17 protein-coding genes are annotated in these 18291 nt (G+C 63.6%); 13 read left to right on the top strand and 4 right to left on the bottom strand.

Annotation, left to right across the window (positions count from 1 at the left end; translation table 11 throughout):
• The first annotated feature begins 246 nt into the window (after positions 1-246).
• A complete protein-coding gene (locus BSP239C_RS14800) occupies positions 247-1314 on the top strand; it encodes a hypothetical protein (RefSeq protein ID WP_101574130.1) in 1068 nt (355 codons plus the stop codon).
• Positions 1315-1598: 284 nt separating this feature from the next.
• Here BSP239C_RS14800 and BSP239C_RS14795 read toward each other — a convergent pair whose 3' ends face one another.
• Entirely contained in the window at positions 1599-3479 is a 1881-nt protein-coding gene (locus tag BSP239C_RS14795) for an ABC transporter ATP-binding protein (RefSeq protein ID WP_101574129.1), read from the bottom strand.
• Positions 3480-3746: 267 nt separating this feature from the next.
• Positions 3747-4784, bottom strand: coding sequence for a type I pantothenate kinase (gene coaA / locus BSP239C_RS14790; RefSeq protein ID WP_101574128.1), 1038 nt, complete (start codon positions 4782-4784; stop codon positions 3747-3749).
• Between the two features lie 89 nt (positions 4785-4873).
• Here coaA and glmS point away from each other — a divergent pair, with 89 nt between their 5' ends.
• Positions 4874-6748, top strand: coding sequence for a glutamine--fructose-6-phosphate transaminase (isomerizing) (gene glmS / locus BSP239C_RS14785; protein WP_101574127.1), 1875 nt, complete (start codon positions 4874-4876; stop codon positions 6746-6748).
• A gap of 75 nt (positions 6749-6823) precedes the next feature.
• Positions 6824-7294 (top strand): holo-ACP synthase, encoded by a 471-nt coding sequence (locus BSP239C_RS14780; RefSeq protein WP_101574126.1) that lies wholly within the window; start codon positions 6824-6826, stop codon positions 7292-7294.
• 86 nt (positions 7295-7380) lie between these two features.
• Here the strand turns inward: BSP239C_RS14780 and BSP239C_RS14775 are convergent, their stop codons facing one another.
• Positions 7381-8010 (bottom strand): GNAT family N-acetyltransferase, encoded by a 630-nt coding sequence (locus tag BSP239C_RS14775; RefSeq protein WP_257930233.1) that lies wholly within the window; start codon positions 8008-8010, stop codon positions 7381-7383.
• Between the two features lie 54 nt (positions 8011-8064).
• On the opposite strand from BSP239C_RS14775, the gene BSP239C_RS14770 reads away from it, so the two are divergent.
• From BSP239C_RS14770 to BSP239C_RS14745, 6 genes are read left to right on the top strand one after another with little or no spacing between them, the layout of a single operon-like run.
• Positions 8065-9354 (top strand): M20 family metallopeptidase, encoded by a 1290-nt coding sequence (locus BSP239C_RS14770; RefSeq protein WP_257930232.1) that lies wholly within the window; start codon positions 8065-8067, stop codon positions 9352-9354.
• A 10-nt stretch (positions 9355-9364) separates the two neighbouring features.
• Complete coding sequence (locus BSP239C_RS14765) at positions 9365-11008, top strand: NAD(P)H-hydrate dehydratase (RefSeq protein ID WP_101574125.1); 1644 nt, start codon at positions 9365-9367, stop codon at positions 11006-11008.
• A 49-nt stretch (positions 11009-11057) separates the two neighbouring features.
• On the top strand, positions 11058-12284 hold the full coding sequence (alr, locus tag BSP239C_RS14760) for an alanine racemase (protein ID WP_101574124.1): 1227 nt from the start codon (positions 11058-11060) through the stop codon (positions 12282-12284).
• Positions 12284-12934 (top strand): tRNA (adenosine(37)-N6)-threonylcarbamoyltransferase complex ATPase subunit type 1 TsaE, encoded by a 651-nt coding sequence (gene tsaE / locus BSP239C_RS14755; protein ID WP_101574123.1) that lies wholly within the window; start codon positions 12284-12286, stop codon positions 12932-12934. Before alr ends, tsaE begins: the two co-directional genes overlap by 1 nt.
• A complete protein-coding gene (gene tsaB, locus BSP239C_RS14750) occupies positions 12931-13614 on the top strand; it encodes a tRNA (adenosine(37)-N6)-threonylcarbamoyltransferase complex dimerization subunit type 1 TsaB (protein WP_101574122.1) in 684 nt (227 codons plus the stop codon). Before tsaE ends, tsaB begins: the two co-directional genes overlap by 4 nt.
• Positions 13615-13636: 22 nt before the next feature.
• Positions 13637-14098: an N-acetyltransferase gene (locus BSP239C_RS14745; RefSeq protein ID WP_101574121.1), complete on the top strand. Its 462-nt coding sequence runs from the start codon at positions 13637-13639 to the stop codon at positions 14096-14098.
• A gap of 28 nt (positions 14099-14126) precedes the next feature.
• Here the strand turns inward: BSP239C_RS14745 and BSP239C_RS14740 are convergent, their stop codons facing one another.
• Entirely contained in the window at positions 14127-14777 is a 651-nt protein-coding gene (locus BSP239C_RS14740) for a heme oxygenase (biliverdin-producing) (protein WP_101574120.1), read from the bottom strand.
• 151 nt (positions 14778-14928) lie between these two features.
• Between BSP239C_RS14740 and BSP239C_RS14735 the strand changes: the two genes are divergently transcribed.
• The 4 genes from BSP239C_RS14735 to BSP239C_RS14720 are packed head-to-tail and all read left to right on the top strand — an operon-like array spanning position 14929 to position 18143.
• On the top strand, positions 14929-15867 hold the full coding sequence (locus BSP239C_RS14735; RefSeq protein WP_257930238.1) for an aldo/keto reductase: 939 nt from the start codon (positions 14929-14931) through the stop codon (positions 15865-15867).
• On the top strand, positions 15864-16493 hold the full coding sequence (locus BSP239C_RS14730; RefSeq protein WP_101574118.1) for a hypothetical protein: 630 nt from the start codon (positions 15864-15866) through the stop codon (positions 16491-16493). The genes BSP239C_RS14735 and BSP239C_RS14730 overlap by 4 nt, the downstream gene beginning before the upstream one ends.
• Complete coding sequence (tsaD, locus tag BSP239C_RS14725) at positions 16490-17569, top strand: tRNA (adenosine(37)-N6)-threonylcarbamoyltransferase complex transferase subunit TsaD (protein ID WP_101574117.1); 1080 nt, start codon at positions 16490-16492, stop codon at positions 17567-17569. Before BSP239C_RS14730 ends, tsaD begins: the two co-directional genes overlap by 4 nt.
• A complete protein-coding gene (locus BSP239C_RS14720; RefSeq protein WP_180959051.1) occupies positions 17556-18143 on the top strand; it encodes an NUDIX domain-containing protein in 588 nt (195 codons plus the stop codon). Before tsaD ends, BSP239C_RS14720 begins: the two co-directional genes overlap by 14 nt.
• The last annotated feature ends 148 nt before the right edge of the window (positions 18144-18291 follow it).

The following is an 18291-nucleotide window of genomic DNA, read 5'->3' as shown; positions in this document are numbered from 1 at the left end:
TCGTCGCCGGCGACGACATATTCTGACGCCGCGTTGATCGAGGACCGAATGTCTCGACAGCGCGTCGTCTTGTTTGGGTCGCGCTGAAAGGCTGCCACGGGTTTCTCCGCATTGTGTCGGGTGACGGTTGGTTTCCGGAGAATCTCTTCGTGCTCCTATGGTGTGAGGGGCGGGGTATGACGGACGTTTCCGCTGTCTGTGCATTCGAGTGACGACTGATCCACAGCCTGGATCATCACCGTTGTAATGATCACAGTGTTCGGCGATGCTTGCCTCATGTTTGCGTGCCTGTCCGCTGCGGAGCTCAAGAACGCCGGAATGAATGTCTACCAGATCGCTCTTGCCGAACGATGCTGTCTGCGACGCGTCCGTCGCGGCATTTACGTTGTGACGCGGACCTGCGCGGAGCCTGCTCACCTGTTTGTGGCCACGATTGCCGAAGCCGAGAGCACAAACCTGCCGCAGGAATCGAAGGGGATGCTCAAGGCCGGAGAGGATCTGCGGGTCATGGTGAGATCGTACGTCGATGACCTACCGCAGGATGCCGTATTCTCGCACCGAAGTGCGCTGATCATCCATGGGCTGTCGGTTCCCTACTTCGCCCAGGGCGTAAACCCCTATGCGGAGGCAGTGCATCCGAAATTCGGTGTGTGCCGCACTTCAATTCTTTTGCGAAAGAGAGAGCTCAGCGACGACGATACGGTGTTGGTCAACGGTATTCGCACTACTTCGGTGCTGCGTACCTTGTTCGACATCGCCCGTGATTTCCCACTGGCATTCGCCGTTGCCGTAGTCGACGAGGCCGTTCGCCAATCGCACGTGTCCGCGGGTGACTTCGTGAGCTACTGCGGCAGCCGCCCGCCGAGAACCCATCAGGCACGGATCGCCTCGGTGCTGGAGATTATCGATCCCCGTCGAGAATCGATCGCCGAGTCGATCACCGCAGTGCGCTTCGTCGAGCACTCCGTACCCGGATTCGAACCGCAGGTGGTGATCCGTGATGAGCTCGGCAATTTCGTCGCGAGGACGGACTTCGCGAACGAGCAAGCCGGAGTCATTGCCGAGTTCGATGGTGCTGGAAAGTACTATCTGAAGAATGCAGATCCGAGGCAGGAATTCGAACTCGAGAGACGTCGAGAGTATCGCTTCCGCAACCTCGGGTACACGGTCTTTCGGCTGACATGGTCGCAGATCTTCTCCGCTGAACAGTTCATTCGCATCAGAACCGCTGTCGAACAGAAGACGAAGAGACGTCCACGAGGCACGGTGGCCGTAGGAAACACGCCGAAGCATGGGCTCTCGGAGACACGATGATCCTCGATCAACGGTGCGCTCGAATATGTCGTCGCCGGCGACGACATATTCGAGCCAAGTGTTGATCGAGGGCGTTGTGCAAAGGAACCGGGAGGACCCGCTGTGCGGTGTGCAGGTCACCATCGCGAACTGCCCGCGGTCCGAAGGGTGTGCTTTAGGGGACGCGGTGCTCCTTCCACAGGCCTGAGCGCTTAATCCTCGGCTTGGGCGCTCAGCGCTCAGCATGCAGTAGTCAGCGCGGCGAGCGAGGTGTAGTTCACCTCGGCCTCTGTCGTCGCTGCCCCTCAGCTCGTCGCTGCCCCTCCGCTCGGGGCGAACTGTGTTTCGTAGAGTTCGGCATAGCGGCCGCTGCGAGCCAACAGCTCGTCATGCGAGCCTGACTCGACGATGCGCCCGGCCTCGATCACGAGGATCGTATCGGCCTGACGGACCGTGGAGAGACGGTGGGCGATGACCATGGCGGTGCGACCGCTCATGGCCTGAGACAGGGCCTGCTGCACCGCTGCCTCGTTCGTCGAGTCCAAGGCCGAGGTTGCTTCGTCGAGGACGACGACCTCCGGGGCGGCCAGGAGCATGCGCGCGATCGTCAGCCGCTGACGCTCACCACCGGAGAGTCGGTAGCCGCGCTCACCGATGACGGTGTCCAAACCATCGGGCAGGACCGCAATCACATTGTGCAGTTGGGCGCGATCGATGGCCTGGTGCAGTTCGGCCTCGGTGGCCTCGGGTTTGACCAGGGCCAGATTCGAACGGATCGACTCATGGAAGACGTGGCCGTCCTGAGTCACTACTCCCACCGACTTCCGCAGAGACTCATACGACAGCTCGCGCACGTCCACGCCGCCGATGGCGATCGACCCTGAAGTCACATCGTAGAGGCGGGGCAGGAGCGAGGCGATTGTGGATTTGCCTGCACCGGAAGAGCCGACCAGGGCAACGGTGTGACCGGCAGGGATCGTGAAGTTCAGGGAATGCAGGACTTCTTCCCCGCCGCGGGCATCGAGCACGGAGACGTCCTCGAGGCTTGCGAGGCTGACCTGGTCGGCACTGGGGTAGGCGAAGTCGACGTCCGAGAACGTCACGTCCAGGCCACGTTTCGGCAGTGACTTCGGGTTCGCGGGTTCCTTGATCAGGGGCACGAGGTCGAGGATCTCGAAGACGCGTTGGAAGCTGACGACGGCACTCATGATGTCCAGGCGAGCATTGGCGAGCATTGTCAGCGGAGTGTAGAGGCGGGTGAGGAGCAGTGCCAGGGTAACGACCTGGCCGGCGTTGAGGTTACCGAGAACTGCCTGCACGCCGCCGACACCGTAGACGAGTGCCAGCGCCAGTGCAGAGACCAGTGTCAGAGAGGACACGAAGGTCGACTGCAGCATGGCCACCTTGACGCCGATGTCACGGACCTGATCGGCACGATCGGAGAACTCGTCTGATTCGGTCTTCGGATCGCCGAAGAGCTTGACCAGAGTCGCACCTCCCGCCGAGAAGCGTTCTGTCATGCGCGTCGACATGCTCGCACTGTTGTCGGCGGCCCGGAACTGGAGGTCCGCGAGCTTTCCGCTGAGCAGTCTGGTGGGGATGATGAAGAGCGGCAGCAGCAGGATCGAGAGCACTGTGACCTGCCAGGAGATCGTGACCATCACTCCGACCGTCAGCATCAGGGACACGAAGTTCGACACGATGCCCGAGAGCGTGTTGGAAAACGCCCGCTGAGCCCCGATCACATCGGTGTTCAGGCGCGAGACCAGAGCGCCCGTGCGGGTGCGGTTGAAGAAGGCGATCGGCATCTTCTGCACATGGTCATAGACCGCAGTGCGCAGATCGAAGATGAGACCCTCTCCGATCTGCGAGGACAGGTACCTGTTGAAGATCGAGATCGCGGCGTCCGCGATCGCCAGTCCTCCGATCGCCACGGCCAGCCAGACGACGGTCGCGACGGGTCCACCACCGGTGATCGCGTTGACGACTTTGCCGGCGAGGACAGGGTTGAGGACGCCGATGACCGCTGTGCCGATGGACAGGGTGAGGAAGACGATGAGCCTGGCCTTGTGCCGGGTCGCAAACGAGGCGATGCGGCGATAGGTCCCGGGTTTGATGGAAGTCTTCGGGGTCTTCTTGCTCGACACAGAGGTGTACATCACCCTATGTGCTGACTGCAGACTCATATCGGCCTCATTTCCTGGTGGTGTTCCTATGCGTCAGGGTCGAAGAGACGCAAACGGACACAGCTGTCCTTCGATTCGAAACCAGACCACAGAAACAAGGCAGGCTCCGAAGCATGCACTGAGTGCAACTATCACAACCCGGAATCTATTTCCTCATCGGCTCGGACCAGGACCCGACGTGAGAGACCTCACGCCCGGCAGGTCGCTGACGGTGCGCCCGAGGGGCTCATGCGCACCGTCGCGCCTGCGCGTCCTCCCGCGCAGACCTCAGAGCTTGCGCAGCTGGACCTTGCGGATCGTGTGGTCAGCGGATTTGTGCAGCACGAGGTCGGCGCGGCCGCGGCTGGGCTGGACGTTTTCACGCAGATTGGGGAAGTTGATCGAATCCCAGATCTCCGTGGCCAGGGTGATCGCCTCGTCGTCATCAAGCTTCGAATAGCGGTGGAAGTAGGAGTCCGTGTCCTGGAAGGCACCGTGCTTGAGCTTGAGGAAGCGGGAGATGTACCACTGCCGGATATCCCGGGAACGGGCATCGACGTAGACGGAGAAATCGAAGTAGTCGCTGATCGACAGGCCCAGAGTCCCGTCGCTGCGGGGACGGGCGGGTTGGAGGACGTTGAGGCCTTCGACGATGAGGACATCGGGGGAGCGGACAACCACCTCGGCGCCGGGGACGATGTCGTAGGTGTGGTGCGAGTACACGGGTGCGCGGACCTCGGGCGAACCGGACTTCACGGCCGAGATGAACCGCAGCAGTTTGCGCCGGTCGTAGGACTCGGGGAAGCCCTTGCGCCCGTTGAGCCGTCGGCGATCGAGTTCGGCATTGGAGTAGAGGAAGCCATCGGTGGTGATGAGTTCGACCCGGGGAGTGTCGGGCCACCTGGCCAGGAGTTCGCGCAGAACACGGGCGGTGGTGGACTTGCCGACGGCGACGGAGCCGGCCACGCCGATGACGAAGGGGGTCCGTTTGGCTTCCTGCGGTTCCAAGCCGACCTCGTGAAGCGGTGAGAAGAATTCGCGGGTCATCTCGTGTTTGGCCCGCCGGGCAGAGACGTAGAGGTTGAGCAGGCGGGACAGGGGCAGGTACACCTGAGCCACCTCGTCGAGGTTGATCCGGTCGCCCAGCCCGCGCAGGCGTTCGATGTCGCGCTGTTTCAACGGCAGGGGAGTGGCCTGGGCCAGCGTGCCCCAGACGTCTCGATCGAACTCCCAGAACGGGGACGTCGGTTCGACCTCGGGCTTACGTCCGATGTTGAGGCCGGCCAGGCGCCGCGCACGGTCAAGGATAGGATCGACATGAGGCATGGGCACAATTGTGTCATGCGTCATGCCCTCATGGATCGCCGAGGTGGTCGATGCAACGATTCTTGACTCGATTGCGTAAAATTCCTCTCATGTGTGGAATCGTTGGTTATGTATCCAAAGCAGACGTTGACAATGCTGATCACTCGGCGCTCGATGTGGTGCTCAGCGGCCTGAAGAGGCTCGAATATCGGGGCTATGACTCTGCGGGAGTCGCCCTTGTCACTCCTGCCGGTGATCTGGAGACCGCGAAGAAGGCGGGCAAGCTCTCGGCGTTGACCGATGAGCTCGAGGCCAACCCGCTGCCGAAGGCGCAGACAGGCATCGGCCACACCAGGTGGGCCACCCACGGTGGACCCACCGACCTCAACGCCCATCCGCATGTGGCCGACGGTGGAAAGCTGGCGCTGATCCACAACGGCATCATCGAGAACTTCGCCCAGCTCAAGCGCGACCTCATCGCCGAGGGCGTCGAATTCCAGTCCGAGACCGACACCGAGGTGGCGGCTGCTCAGCTGGCTAAGAACTTCCAGGACACCGGCGACCTGACACAGGCCATGCGCGCGACCGCCACCCAGCTCGAAGGTGCCTTCACCCTCCTGGCCGTCCACGCCGACGCTCCCGGACAGGTCGTCGCCGCACGCCGCAACTCGCCCCTGGTCATCGGCCTGGGCGAGGGAGAGAACTTCCTCGGCTCCGACGTAGCAGCCTTCATCGACTACACGCGCACCGCAGTAGAGATCGGTCAGGACCAGGTCGTGACCATCACCCCGGACTCCGTGGTCATCACGGACAACGACGGCAACGAGGTCGACGGCGTTGAATACCAAGTCGACTGGGACGCCGCTGCTGCGGAAAAGGGTGGATTCCCCTCCTTCATGGACAAGGAGATCCACGACCAGCCGCAGGCCATCGCGGACACACTGTTGGGCCGCCTCGACATCGACGGCAAGCTCACACTCGATGAGATGCACATCGACGAGACCGTGCTCAAGACCATCGACAAGATCATCGTCATCGCCTGCGGCACCGCGGCCTACGCCGGCCAGGTCGCCAAGTACGCGATCGAACACTGGTGCCGTGTGCCAGTCGAGGTCGAACTCGCCCACGAGTTCCGCTACCGCGATCCCGTGGTCAATGAGAAGACCCTCGTCGTCGCAATCTCCCAGTCGGGAGAGACCATGGACACGACCATGGCCGTGCGCCACGCTCGTCAGCAGGGCGCGAAGGTCATCGCCATCTGCAACACCTTCGGATCCACCATTCCCCGCGAATCCGATGCCGCGCTCTACACGCACGCCGGTCCGGAGATCGCCGTCGCCTCGACGAAGGCCTTCCTCTCACAGGTCGTGGCCTGCTACCTGCTGGGCCTCTACCTGGCACAGCTGCGCGGCAACAAGTTCCGCGACGAGATCGGCGACATCCTCAACGAACTCCAGACCATCCCCGCGAAGGTTCAGAGTCTCCTCGACAACGACAAGGAGCAGGTCCAGGCACTGGCACAGCGGAACCAGGATGTCGGTTCGGTGCTGTTCCTGGGTCGTCACGTCGGCTACCCCGTGGCGATGGAAGGTGCGCTCAAGCTCAAGGAGCTCGCCTATATCCACGCCGAGGGCTTCGCTGCCGGTGAACTCAAGCACGGCCCGATCGCACTCATCGACGATGGCCAGCTCGTCATCATCGTCGTGCCGTCCAAGCGCGGCCGCGATTCCCTGCACGCCAAGGTCATCTCGAACATCCAGGAAGTCCGGGCCCGAGGCGCCAACACCGTAGTCATCGCAGAAGAGGGCGACGAAGAGGTCCAGGAATTCGCGTCCGAGGTCATCTACGTCCCCCAGACGACGACACTCATGGCACCGTTGCTGACCACGGTTCCGCTGCAGATCTTCGCGATGGAACTGGCCACGGCCAAAGGCCTCGACGTGGATCAGCCACGCAACCTCGCCAAGTCCGTGACCGTGGAGTAAGACTCAGTGCAAGCGGGCAGGCCTCCGGACCGCCCGCGACAGCTGCGGCTGCGACTGCAGAGCTAAGGGAGAGACATGGCGATTCTGGGAATCGGAACCGACATAGCCGATGTGCCGCGCTTCGCCGAGCACATCGAGCGTGTCCCCGAACTGCTCGATCGCCTGCTCACCCCCGCCGAACAGCTCAAACGCAACGGCAAACGCCGGACGGATGCCTCCTTGGCAGCCAGATTCTCCGCCAAGGAGGCACTGAAGAAAGCCCTCGGATTCCCCGGATGGCTGCCCTGGCAATCCGCCGAGGTGGTCCCCGCGAGATCTGGTGCGCCCTCATTTCGCCTGCGGGGTCTCGTGCTCGAACATTTCCACCGCATCGGCGCCACGAACATCCACCTCTCGATCACCCATGATGCGAACCTCACCATGACCTTCGTCATCGTCGAAGGCGAGGGGGCATCGCTGAGTCCCGGCGTGGACGGGGAAGTCGAGCACTTCACGCAGTCGATGTACGGGCCGGGTGCGCGATTGGGTGAGATCCCGAAGCAGTAGACGCATCGTCGGCCCGCCACGACGGCAGAGGGCAGGAAGCAGTCTGCGCGATAGCCGGCGCAGACTCAGCTGAGCGAACTCTTCCGTCATCGAAGCGATAGTCGCAGCAGAAGCGAATCGCCATGGACAGCGTCGTGCTCCCTTTCCCCGGTGAGTACGAAGCCCAGTTTGCCGAGTACGTGGAGCGAGGCGGTGTTCCACACGCGAACAGTGGAGGCTAAACATCGGTAGCCGATCTCCAGTGCACGATCGATGACCACACGGGAGGCCTCGGTCGCGAACGCCTGTCCCCAGAACTCCTGCAGGAAATCGTAAGCCAACTCCGGTTCGTCGGGCTGACCCACGCTGTTGTCAACGAGTCCGCAATATCCCATGCGGACCGCTGTCAGTCTGTTCTCTACGACGAGCAGCCCCGGTTCCGGCGCTGGTCTGCAGGTGCGAATCCAGGCCTCCATCTCCGCATGAGTCGGATGACCGTCGACCGAAATGCGCCGCCAGGCAGGAACGCGTTCGTCGCGCTCCTCCCAGAGCCCACGATGGAAGGCCGCATCGCTGTTTGCCCACGGACGCAGACTCAGCCGTTCTGAACGGAAGGCGATCTGATTCTGATGTGCGCGCGGATGGTTCATTCCTTGATGGTTGACCTCATGGACCATGGTCATCAGTATGCCGCAGCGGTCGATGGAGTTGGCGGTGCTATTTCCTCCTTCATCCATTTCAGGTGAAGAGCACGACCCTGGAGCAGCTGGCACGGTAATAGACTCGGGACCATGAACTCACTTCCCGACTACGCTGAAACCGTTGCCGACAGCGCACAGAGTGCAACCATCACGGACATCCACCTCCCGACTACAGAGGATGCCGCGGACATCGCAGGTGGCCTCGTGACTCTGCGCCGTGCCCTGCACGAAAACGCAGAGGTCGGGCTTGACCTGCCCATCACACAGAAACTCGTCCTTGAAGCCATCGAAGGCCTCGACATCGAGGTGACGAAGGGCAACGGACTCTCCTCACTCGTCGTCGTGCTGCGCGGAGGCGACCGGAAGAAGGACTCGACCGGTGTGGTGCCCGCCGTGCTGCTGCGTGGAGACATGGACGGTCTGCCTGTGCCGGAGGCGACAGGCTTCGACTTCGCGGCCACAACTGGGCGGATGCATGCCTGCGGCCACGACCTGCACACGACTGGCCTGGTGGGTGCGCTCAAGCTCCTCCACCGTGACCGGGACTCCCTGCCCGGCGACGTCGTCTTCATGTTCCAGCCCGGTGAAGAAGGCTATGACGGGGCCGGGAAGATGATCGACGAAGGTGTCCTCGACGCGGCAGGACCGCGGGTGAAGGCCGCCTTCGGCATTCACGTCTCCGCCGACCAGGACCTCGGCGTCGCCTACTGCCGTCGCGGCTCGTACATGGCGGCGTTTTCGAAGATGACCATCACCGTCCGCGGCAAAGGCACCCACGCCTCCCGACCGGCAACCGGCCGCGATCCCATCCAAGTCGGTGCGATGCTGGTGGGTCAGCTCCAGGAGTATGTGACCAGGCGCTTCGACATCTTCGATCCCCTCGTCATCACCGTCGGCCAGTTCAACGGCGGCACCGCCCCGAACGTCATCCCCGACTTCGCCCAGCTTGCCGTCAGTGTCCGCTCCTTCTCCGACGAAGTCACCACCCGTGCCGAGGCCGAGCTTCCGCAGCTGGTCACCGAACTGGTGGCCGCACATGGCCTGGAAGCAGAGGTCGACTACGAGCGAGTCCTGCCGCCGACGATCAACAATGACGAGGAAGCCGACTTCTTCCTCGAGACCTTCGCCGACCTCTTCGGTGCCGACCGTGCCGTGGTCCGCCCGAATCCGATCCCCGGATCCGAGGACTTCTCCCGCGTACTCGAACAGGTTCCCGGCGCGTACGGCCACTTCGGTGTGGCGGTGCCGAACTTGCCCGTCGAGGAACGCGAAGCCAACCATTCGCCCCGAGCCCGACACAGCGACGAAGGTCTGGCCGATCAGGCACTGTTCCTGGCTCATCTGGCCGGTCGCAAGCTCGCTCGTCTGGCCCAGGAATGAGGAACCACTGATGTCAGTCTTCGCCTACCCCAGCACTGTCATCCGCGAGGCCGAACGCCCCCTCCTCGACGCCGGCGTCGATCTCATGGCCAGGGCTGCACGAGCCCTGGCTCGGTTCTCCGCCGACAGGCTGCGAGCGACTCGGGGCCAGATCTTCGGCACTCGGGTGTGCGTGCTCGCTGGTCCGGGCAACAATGCCGGGGACGCGCTCTTCGCCGCCGCCGGACTGGCCCAGCGCGGGGCGCACATCACCGTCGTGACACTCTTCGATCACACCCACGATCAGGGCCTGGCCGCGGCACGTCGAGCCGGTGCCGTCGTCATCGGCTTCCCGAATTCAGAAGAGACCGCAGACGCGGACGCCGAGGTGCCTGATCGTTCGCACACGGAGGTGTCCGATCGCCTGCGCGTCGATGTCCTGCGGGAACTGAATCGGTCCGATCTCGTCCTCGATGCAATCCTCGGCATCGGCGGCCGTCCCGGTCTTCCCGAGCACATCGCCTCGCTCATCCGCGACTGGCGACGCTCGTCCAGCGCGGACGCCAGTGCCAGCACCAGCACCAGCATCAACTCCGGCACGCACATCACACAGACGGTCATCGCCGTCGACGTCCCCTCCGACCTCTCCCCAGACGAAGCAGGTGCGAAGGATCGCATCCACGCCGACCACACTGTGACCTTCGGCGGTCTCAAAACCGTGCTGATCGACCCCCGCGTCGACCCATTCACCGGCACAGTCCACCTCGTCGACATCGGACTCGAACTCGATGAGAAGCAGGCCACCGCCGAGGTGGTCGACACCGATGATCTCAATGTGGACTTCCCCCGTCCCCAACCGGACGGACACAAATACGACCGCGGAGTCGTCGGCATCCTCGCCGGGTCCGAGGCGTACCCGGGTGCGGGAGTCCTGACCACCACCTCGGCGGTCAACTGCGGTGTCGGCATGGTCCGTTCCTTGGGGTCTCAGATGGTCGCCGACTACGTCATCGGCCTCCATGCCGAGGTGGTCACCGCTCCGGGACGGATGAATGCTGTGGTCATGGGCCCAGGCGACCCGGAGGACGAATACGTCCACGCCTGTGTCGACGAGTTGGCGGATACGAATGTCCCTGTCGTCCTCGACGCCGGGGCGCTGGACATGGTCGGCCGTGCAGAATCGCTCAAGGGCACCTGGTTGGCCGAGAGGCCAGTCGTCCTGACCCCGCACGCCGGAGAGCTGGCGCGGCTGCTCAGCCGGCTGCTCGGCGAGATCATCACCGCGAGCCGGATCAACGCTGACCCCATCGGCTGGGCGCAGCGAGCCGCACAGTCCAGTGGTTGTATTGTTCTGCTCAAGGGCCACCAGACGGTCATCGCCGCTCCCGATGGGTTCTGCGTGCTCCCCGAAGTCGGACCCGCCAGCCTGGCCACCGCCGGGTCGGGGGACGTTCTGGCCGGGATCATCGGTGCCCTGGTGGCGACTTTCCACGCCAGGAACCAGCATTCTTCGGCCGAAAATCCGCTCCCGGAACGCGAGCTTGCCCACATCGCAGGCCTCGGCGTGCTGGTGCACAATGCCGCGGGTCGTCGGTCCGTGAACGCCGGAGCCTTGGGCGATGCTGTCGCCGAGGTGGCAGGGGAACTCATCCACGGTGGATCCCTCATCGAGTGAGCAGGTCCCTGTTCGACTGAGGGATGACGGTCCACGGTATTCTTATCCAGTGACATCAACCGATTCTTCAGGGGCACTGGTCAAGGCCGAGATCGACGTGACCGCACTGCGCGCCAACGCCGCAGTCCTCGCCGAGCGGCTCGCACCCGCCCGCCTCAAATGCGTCGTCAAGGCCAACGCCTACGGTCACGGCATCGACATCGTCGCCCGCGGACTCTACACAGCCGGCTGGCGCGACTTCTGCGTCGCCACGATCGACGAGGCGCTGAGGCTGCGCGAAATTCTGGGCGATGACGTGAACATCATGGCGTGGCTGTATGGGCCGAACACCGATCTCGACGCTGCCGTTGCGGAGTCGATCGAGCTGGGCGTGTCCACGGTCGAGTGCCTCGACCGTTTGCGCGACGCGGCCCATCGCACGAATACCACGGCCCGCCTCCATCTCAAGGTCGATACCGGACTCGGCCGCAACGGTCTGGCCCCCGCTGGCTGGAAACGTGCGCTTGGGTACCTGCAGGAACTCGCAGACTCGGGTGCGACTGCGAGGGACTCCGGGATCGAAATCGTGGGTCTTATGAGCCACTACGCCGTGGCCGATGAACCCGAGCGTGTCGAGACCGGGCAGCAGACGCAGATCTTCGACTCGGCCCACCGGGAACTCACAGCGCTGCTCGACGGTGCTCAGGGCCACCTCGGCGAATCGGATCGACTCGACGTCCACATCGCGAACTCACCGGCAGCGCTGACGCTCTCACCGTTCCCGGGCACTTCGGCTCGGGTCGGTCTGTCGCTGTATGGTCTGTCTCCGCTCGGTGATCAGGATTCGCAGGATCTGGGGTTGGTGCCGGTGATGCGGCTGGTCTCCCAGGTCGTCAACCTCAAGGACATCCCCAGCGGGCACGGCGCATCTTACGGGTTCACGTTCACCGCTGCAGCCGACACCCGTTTCGCTCTGGTGCCCGGCGGCTACGGCGACGGAATCGCCCGCTCGGCGTCGAATAAGGCCGAGGTCTCCATCCGCGGCACCCGGTATCCGGTCGTCGGCCGGATCGCGATGGACCAGATGATCGTCGACGTCGGTGCCGGCGAGATCGCCATCGGAGATGAAGCCGTCATCTTCGGCCCCGGCGGTCCCAGCGCAACCGAGTGGGGAGACTGGGCCGATACGATCAACTACGAGATCGTCACCCGCATCAGCTCCCGCGTCGACCGCGTGGAAGTGGAATCACAACCCACCCAGGGTGCGGCACAACCCAACCAAGGTGCGGGTCTGTGATGGAGCTTCGGCTGACGTCACTTGAGCAGATGCGGACCTTCGCCGAGGTGCTTGCCGGGCACCTGCAGGCAGGTGATCTCCTCATCCTCAGCGGCAACCTCGGCGCGGGAAAGACCACCTTCACGCAATCCCTGGGACGGGCCCTGGGCGTCGCCGGACGGATCACCTCACCGACCTTCGTCATCGCCCGCGAGCATCCCTCGCTCGGTGACGGACCTGCCTTGGTGCATGTGGATGCCTACAGGCTCTCCGACGCCGAGGAGCTGGGAGACCTTGACCTCGACTCGGAACTCGAGGAGTCGATCACCGTCGTCGAATGGGGTGCCGGACTCGCCGAACAGCTGAGCACAGACTACCTCGGGCTCACGATCACCCCGATGTTCGGCCTCGAAGCCGATACCTCTGACGCCTCAGAAGGCACTGACGGTGAGGCTGTGGCCGGCATGGATGCCGACGGCGCGGCTGCGGCGGACGCCGACGACGAGGCTGACGAGGACGAACGACGGATCGTTGAACTGCACGGCCATGGCAGCACGTGGGATGCACGACTGCAGCAGGTGAGCGAATCGCTTCGCGGCTTGGCCGGTGCGGTTGAGATCAGCACATTCGACGGGCCATTAGGATCCGTCGACGAGGAGGACAAGCAGTGATCATACTCAGCATCGACACCTCCCAGGCCGCGTCCGTGGCTCTGGTCGATACCGAATCCGAGACGGTGCTGGCGGCAGAACAGGCCGATGACCAGCGCCGACATGTCGAGTTCATCGGCCCGGCACTGGCGCGGGTGCTTGAGAATCCTGCCCGGCCCGACCTCGTCGTCACCGGTATCGGTCCGGGCCCCTTCACCGGGCTGCGTGTCGGGATCGCTGCGGGCATCGCCGTGGGCCAGGCTCGCGGTATCCCGGTCAGGGGACTCCTGTCGCAGGCCGCGCTCGCCGAGGAGCTGCACCGAAAGAATGGTCAGACGACGGGCTCCGTGCTCATCGCTGCTGATGCTCGACGCAAGGAAGTGTATTTCAGCGTCTACGAGAGCTTCGACGCCTCATTGCAGGCCGGGCCCTTCGTCGCCAAACCCGCCGAGGTTGACGAGGTCCTCGCGGCGGTGGGACAGACGGACATCGGGGGCCGTGTCGGTCGCGGATTCCTCCTCTATCCCGAGGTAGTCGGAGTACCCAGCGTCCCGGAGATCGTCGACCCGCGTGCCGAATACCTTGCGCTGGCCGCAGCCCGTGAGATCGCAGCCGGTCGTGAGCTGGTCGAACCGGTTCCCGAATACCTGCGAGAGCCTGACGCCAAAGCCACGCCCGCTCGGCAGAGTTCGCTGAAATGAGCACACCGATGAGCAGCCTGAAATGAGTGACGGCTCGGTGCACGAACAGGCCAACATCTGCGAACTGCGCTGGTGGGAGCTTGAGGAGGTCGCGGACAACGATGCCGCGATCTTCGGCCCCACCGCGTGGACGCACGCCTACTACTGGGCGGTGAAGGCGCAGGCTGGAACGGTGATGTTCGCGGCACGGACACCCACCTCGGCGCTGGCCGGGTGGATCGTCATGTCCGCTGGCGGCGGGGAAGGCGACGTCATGACCATCGCCACCACCGAGGCGGGACGGGGCAAGGGCATCGCACGCCGGCTGCTGCAGGCTGGGATCGACTGGGCCCAGAGCAGGGGAGCGGAAGTGGTGCACCTCGAGGTCGATGAGCACAATGAACCGGCGCTGGGACTCTACCGTTCCTGCGGATTCTCCGAATGGGGCAGACGCCCCGACTACTACCCGGGCGCCGACGCGATCCTCATGCGTTATCGCTCCTAGGAACCTCCGCAGTCTGCGACATTGCGGACTAGGACATTGCAGTGGCAGTGGCAGTGGCGGGAGCCTGAACTTTGGTCGTGAGTTCGGCGAGGAGTCTGCCGTTGAGCCTGAACGCCGTCATCGTCTCCTCGATGACCAGGTGTTCATCACCACCTGCCGCCCCGATTTCATCGAGACGACTGCGGTAGGCGTCCTTGTATGGCTTCGTCTTGCCCACCTCGGCGAAGTCCCACATGGTCAGCGCCTCGGCGGGCACGAAGTAGTGGCGTCCCATGAGAGCGCCGATGGCCTGTCCGCCGGAGAGATCCCCGAGGTAGCGCGTGTAGTGGTGGGCGATGAGCTGCTCCGGTTTCGTGAGCCGGTTGAGGTGGTCCGCATATGCTTCGGCGCTGCTGGTGAGTGGCAAGCCGTCGTGTGCCAGCTTCTGCAGGTCGCTGTGGATGCGCTCGGTTCGGAACAGACCCGCGTCATAGAACGGTGCAAAGATCGGATCCGCGGCGAACTCCGAGGACTTCGCTTCGAGGGCTGCATAGATAGGAGCGTATTGCGTGAGTAGGAGCGCGTAGGCGTGTGCGTCGAGCCTGCCCTCCATGAGATCGACCATGAAATTGGTGTGCTCGACCTCGTCGTGGATCGTGGCTGTGCTGGCCTTGAGGCGAGCTGAGAATGTTTCAGTCATGATGACTCCTCATTGAGAGACCGATGATTCGGAAGCGGCACGATGATCTGTGCAACTACAGTACTTGTTTTCATCTTAGCCTAGCCTGACCTAACGTACAGCCTGACCTTGGTAGACCGCTGCCAAAGGGTAGGCTGGGGCCATGGAAAGAGTGCAATTGGCTGACACAAATCTGATGGTCCACCCGCTGCATCTGGGAGGCAATCCCTTCGGCTGGGGTGCGGACCGAGATCAGAGCTTCGCAGTCCTCGACGCCTACGCCGAGGCGGGTGGAAACTTCATCGACACAGCGGATGCCTATTCCGTGTGGGTCGAAGGCAACTCCGGCGGAGAGTCGGAGACCATCATCGGCGAATGGATGGCCTCGCGAGGCAACCGCGATGACATGGTCATCGCGACCAAGGTGGGGATGCATCCGAAGCACAAGGGCCTAGACCCCGCCAATATCCGCAAATGCGTCGACGCCTCCCTGCGTCGCCTCGGAACGGACCACGTCGACGTCTACTACGCCCACACCGATGACGAGAACGTCGATCAGGTGGCAGTGGCGGAGACCTTCGACGCATTGGTGCGCTCCGGGAAGGTCAGCTACCTCGGCGCCTCCAACTTCAGCCTGGATCGTCTGCAGTCGGCCATGAAGATCAGCGCGAAATACTCCCTGGCCCGTTATCGTGTCGTCCAGGACCGGTACAATCTCGTGTCCCGCGGTGCTGTGGACCCACAGAAACAGGCCTTCCTGCGATCGAATGACATCGCCGAACTTCCGTTCCACTCATTGGCCTCGGGATTCCTCACCGGAAAGCACACCGGGGGAGACGCCACCGGAAGCGTGCGCGGTGAACGAGTTGCCGACTTCCTCGATAACCAAGAGGCACTTCGCGCCCTTGAGATCCTCGACGACGTGGCCTCGGCGCACAACGCCACGATGACCGCCACCACCCTGGCCTGGCAGTTGTCACACGATTTCATTCCCTCCACCATCGCCTCGGCGCGGGTGCCGGAGCAGCTCACGGAACTGCTCGCAGGAACCGAACTGCAGCTGGCCGATGACGAGATCACGGCCCTCAACGAAGCATGGGTGGAAGCATGACGAGTACCAGCCCACGCCTTGTGAACTGGGAGAACGGCACCGATCTCGTCATCGAACTGCCGCTGGCCGTCGACATTGCGACCGTCTGGTCCAAGCTCGTCGACGCCGAGACCGCGAACTCATGGTTCGCCGCCTTCGCCATCGGTGAGGCTGCGAGAGATGGCAGTGGCGATGGTGAAGGCGACGCAGGCAGCCCGGGCGCTGATGCCAATCCCGCGATCACCTTCGATCTGGGTGAGACCAAACTGCACGGTGAGATCCTCAGCAGCGAAGTCGAAGACCATGTGCTCGTCGAACTCGAGGACTTCGGTGTGCTCGGAGTGCAGCTGCTGCCCCTCGAACTCACCGACGGGGACGCGACCCTGCTGATCTTCACCCAGTCCGCACCCGATGTGGAGAGCGCTCGCCTCAAGGCTGCGGACTTCGGACCGATGTGGGACACCCATATGCGGCTGTTCGCCCGATCCCTGGGACTCGACGTCGTCGAAGCCACTGAGGAAGAGCTGCTCGCGCTCTACGCGGATCTCGAACTTGAGCACAGCGAAGCCGAGACTGCTGAAGCGGCGACTGCTGGCACCGCAGAACCCGAACCCGAGGACAGTGAGGGCGGGTCGAACGACGTATGAGCGAACCGCTGGTGCTGGGCATCGAATCCTCGTGTGACGAGACCGGGGTAGGGATCGTTCGGGGACGGACGCTGCTGACCAACACGGTCTCATCATCGATGGATGAGCACGTTCGCTTCGGAGGTGTCGTCCCCGAGGTTGCCTCACGGGCACATGTCCAGGCCATCGGACCGGCCATTGCCTCTGCCTGCGATCAGGCAGGCATTGAGCTGGGCGACCTCGACGCCATCTCGGTGACTGCGGGCCCCGGCCTCAGCGGTGCGCTGATGGTCGGAGTCGGTGCCGCCAAGGGCCTGGCCGCGGCGCTCAACCTGCCGCTGTATGGGGTCAACCACCTCGCCGCGCATGTGGCGGTGGACCTCATCGCCGAAGACGTCGACGGCCTGACCACACCGACCATTGCGCTCCTCGTCTCCGGCGGGCATACCGAGATCCTGCGCATCGGCGACGTCGTCGATGACATCGAACTCATCGGCGCCACGATCGACGATGCCGCCGGTGAAGCCTTCGACAAGACCGCACGCCTGCTGGGGCTAAACTACCCCGGTGGGCCGAACATCTCCAAGGCCGCTCTCGGACAGCTCGACGGCAGCGGAATCCCCGGCGATCGCACCGCCGTGAAGTTCCCTCGTGGGCTGGCGAAGAAGCAGGACCTGCGCGACCCCGAGCGTCGCTTCAACTTCTCCTTCTCCGGACTCAAGACGGCAGCACTACGGGAGGTCACGAAGGCCGAGACGTTGGGTACGGACCTGCGGGTCGCCGACATCGCCGCGGGGTTTGAAGACGCCGTCGTCGACGTCCTCGTGACCAAGACTGTGTTGGCCGCAGCCGACACCGGAATCAACCATGTCGTCCTCGGCGGGGGAGTCGCCGCGAACTCCCACCTGCGCGAGGTTTTAGGAGCCAGGTGCGCCGAGGCCGGGATGACCTTGCGGGTGCCGCCACTGAGCCTGTGCACGGATAACGGGGCCATGGTCGCAGCCCTCGGAGCTGAACTCGTCCGCCGCGGAATCGGACCCAGCGACCTGTCATTTGCCGCAGTCTCTTCATTGGATGTCGATCATGTCCTCGTCTGACCCGAACGCCGGCGACCAGAACGCCTACACACACGACCGCAGCGGTGCCTCACGCGATGAGACCGCCTACGGCCCGAACTCGAAGGATCTGCCCGACTACCTGCCGCCTCGGCGATCAGGTGACGGATGGACTCTCGGCTCGGACGGGCAGAAGCATTGGGGACTCAACGGGGCGGCGGGGCTGATGCTGCTTGATCCCGAACACGGGATCCTCATGCAGCACCGTGCGCTGTGGTCCGTTGAAGGAGGAACCTGGGGCTTCCCCGGTGGTGCCCGTGACCTGGGCGAATCCGCCATCGAAGCGGCCGTGCGCGAGTCATGGGAAGAAGCCGGTGTGCCAGACCTCGCGGGCGAAGGCATCGAGGTTCTCGACACTTATGTCCTCGACCTCGGTGACTGGTCGTACACGACGGTCATCGCTCGGGCCCTGCGTCATTTCGAACCGATCATCAGTGACCCGGAGAGCATCGAACTCACCTGGGTGCCCATCGACGAACTCACCGACTACAACCTGCACTCCGGGGTCGCCGCGTCGCTGCCCGTGCTCTTGGAACTTCTTCGCCCGCACCTGTGAGCACGGGGGCCTGTGAGTACGGGGGGGGGTGCCCCTATGGTTTTCGTCAAGGGTTGACCGGGACTTCTTCGAATAGTCTTGCTGGCTGATGCTGGGCAGGACTGATTGGTCCGGGACCGGAGTCTCGGACTGGACGTGGGCGCTTGTG

This window comes from Brevibacterium sp. 239c (assembly GCF_900169365.1).
GTDB lineage: Bacteria > Actinomycetota > Actinomycetes > Actinomycetales > Brevibacteriaceae > Brevibacterium.
Note: the sequence above shows the minus strand (reverse complement) of the source record. Positions and strands in the feature narration are given on the sequence as shown.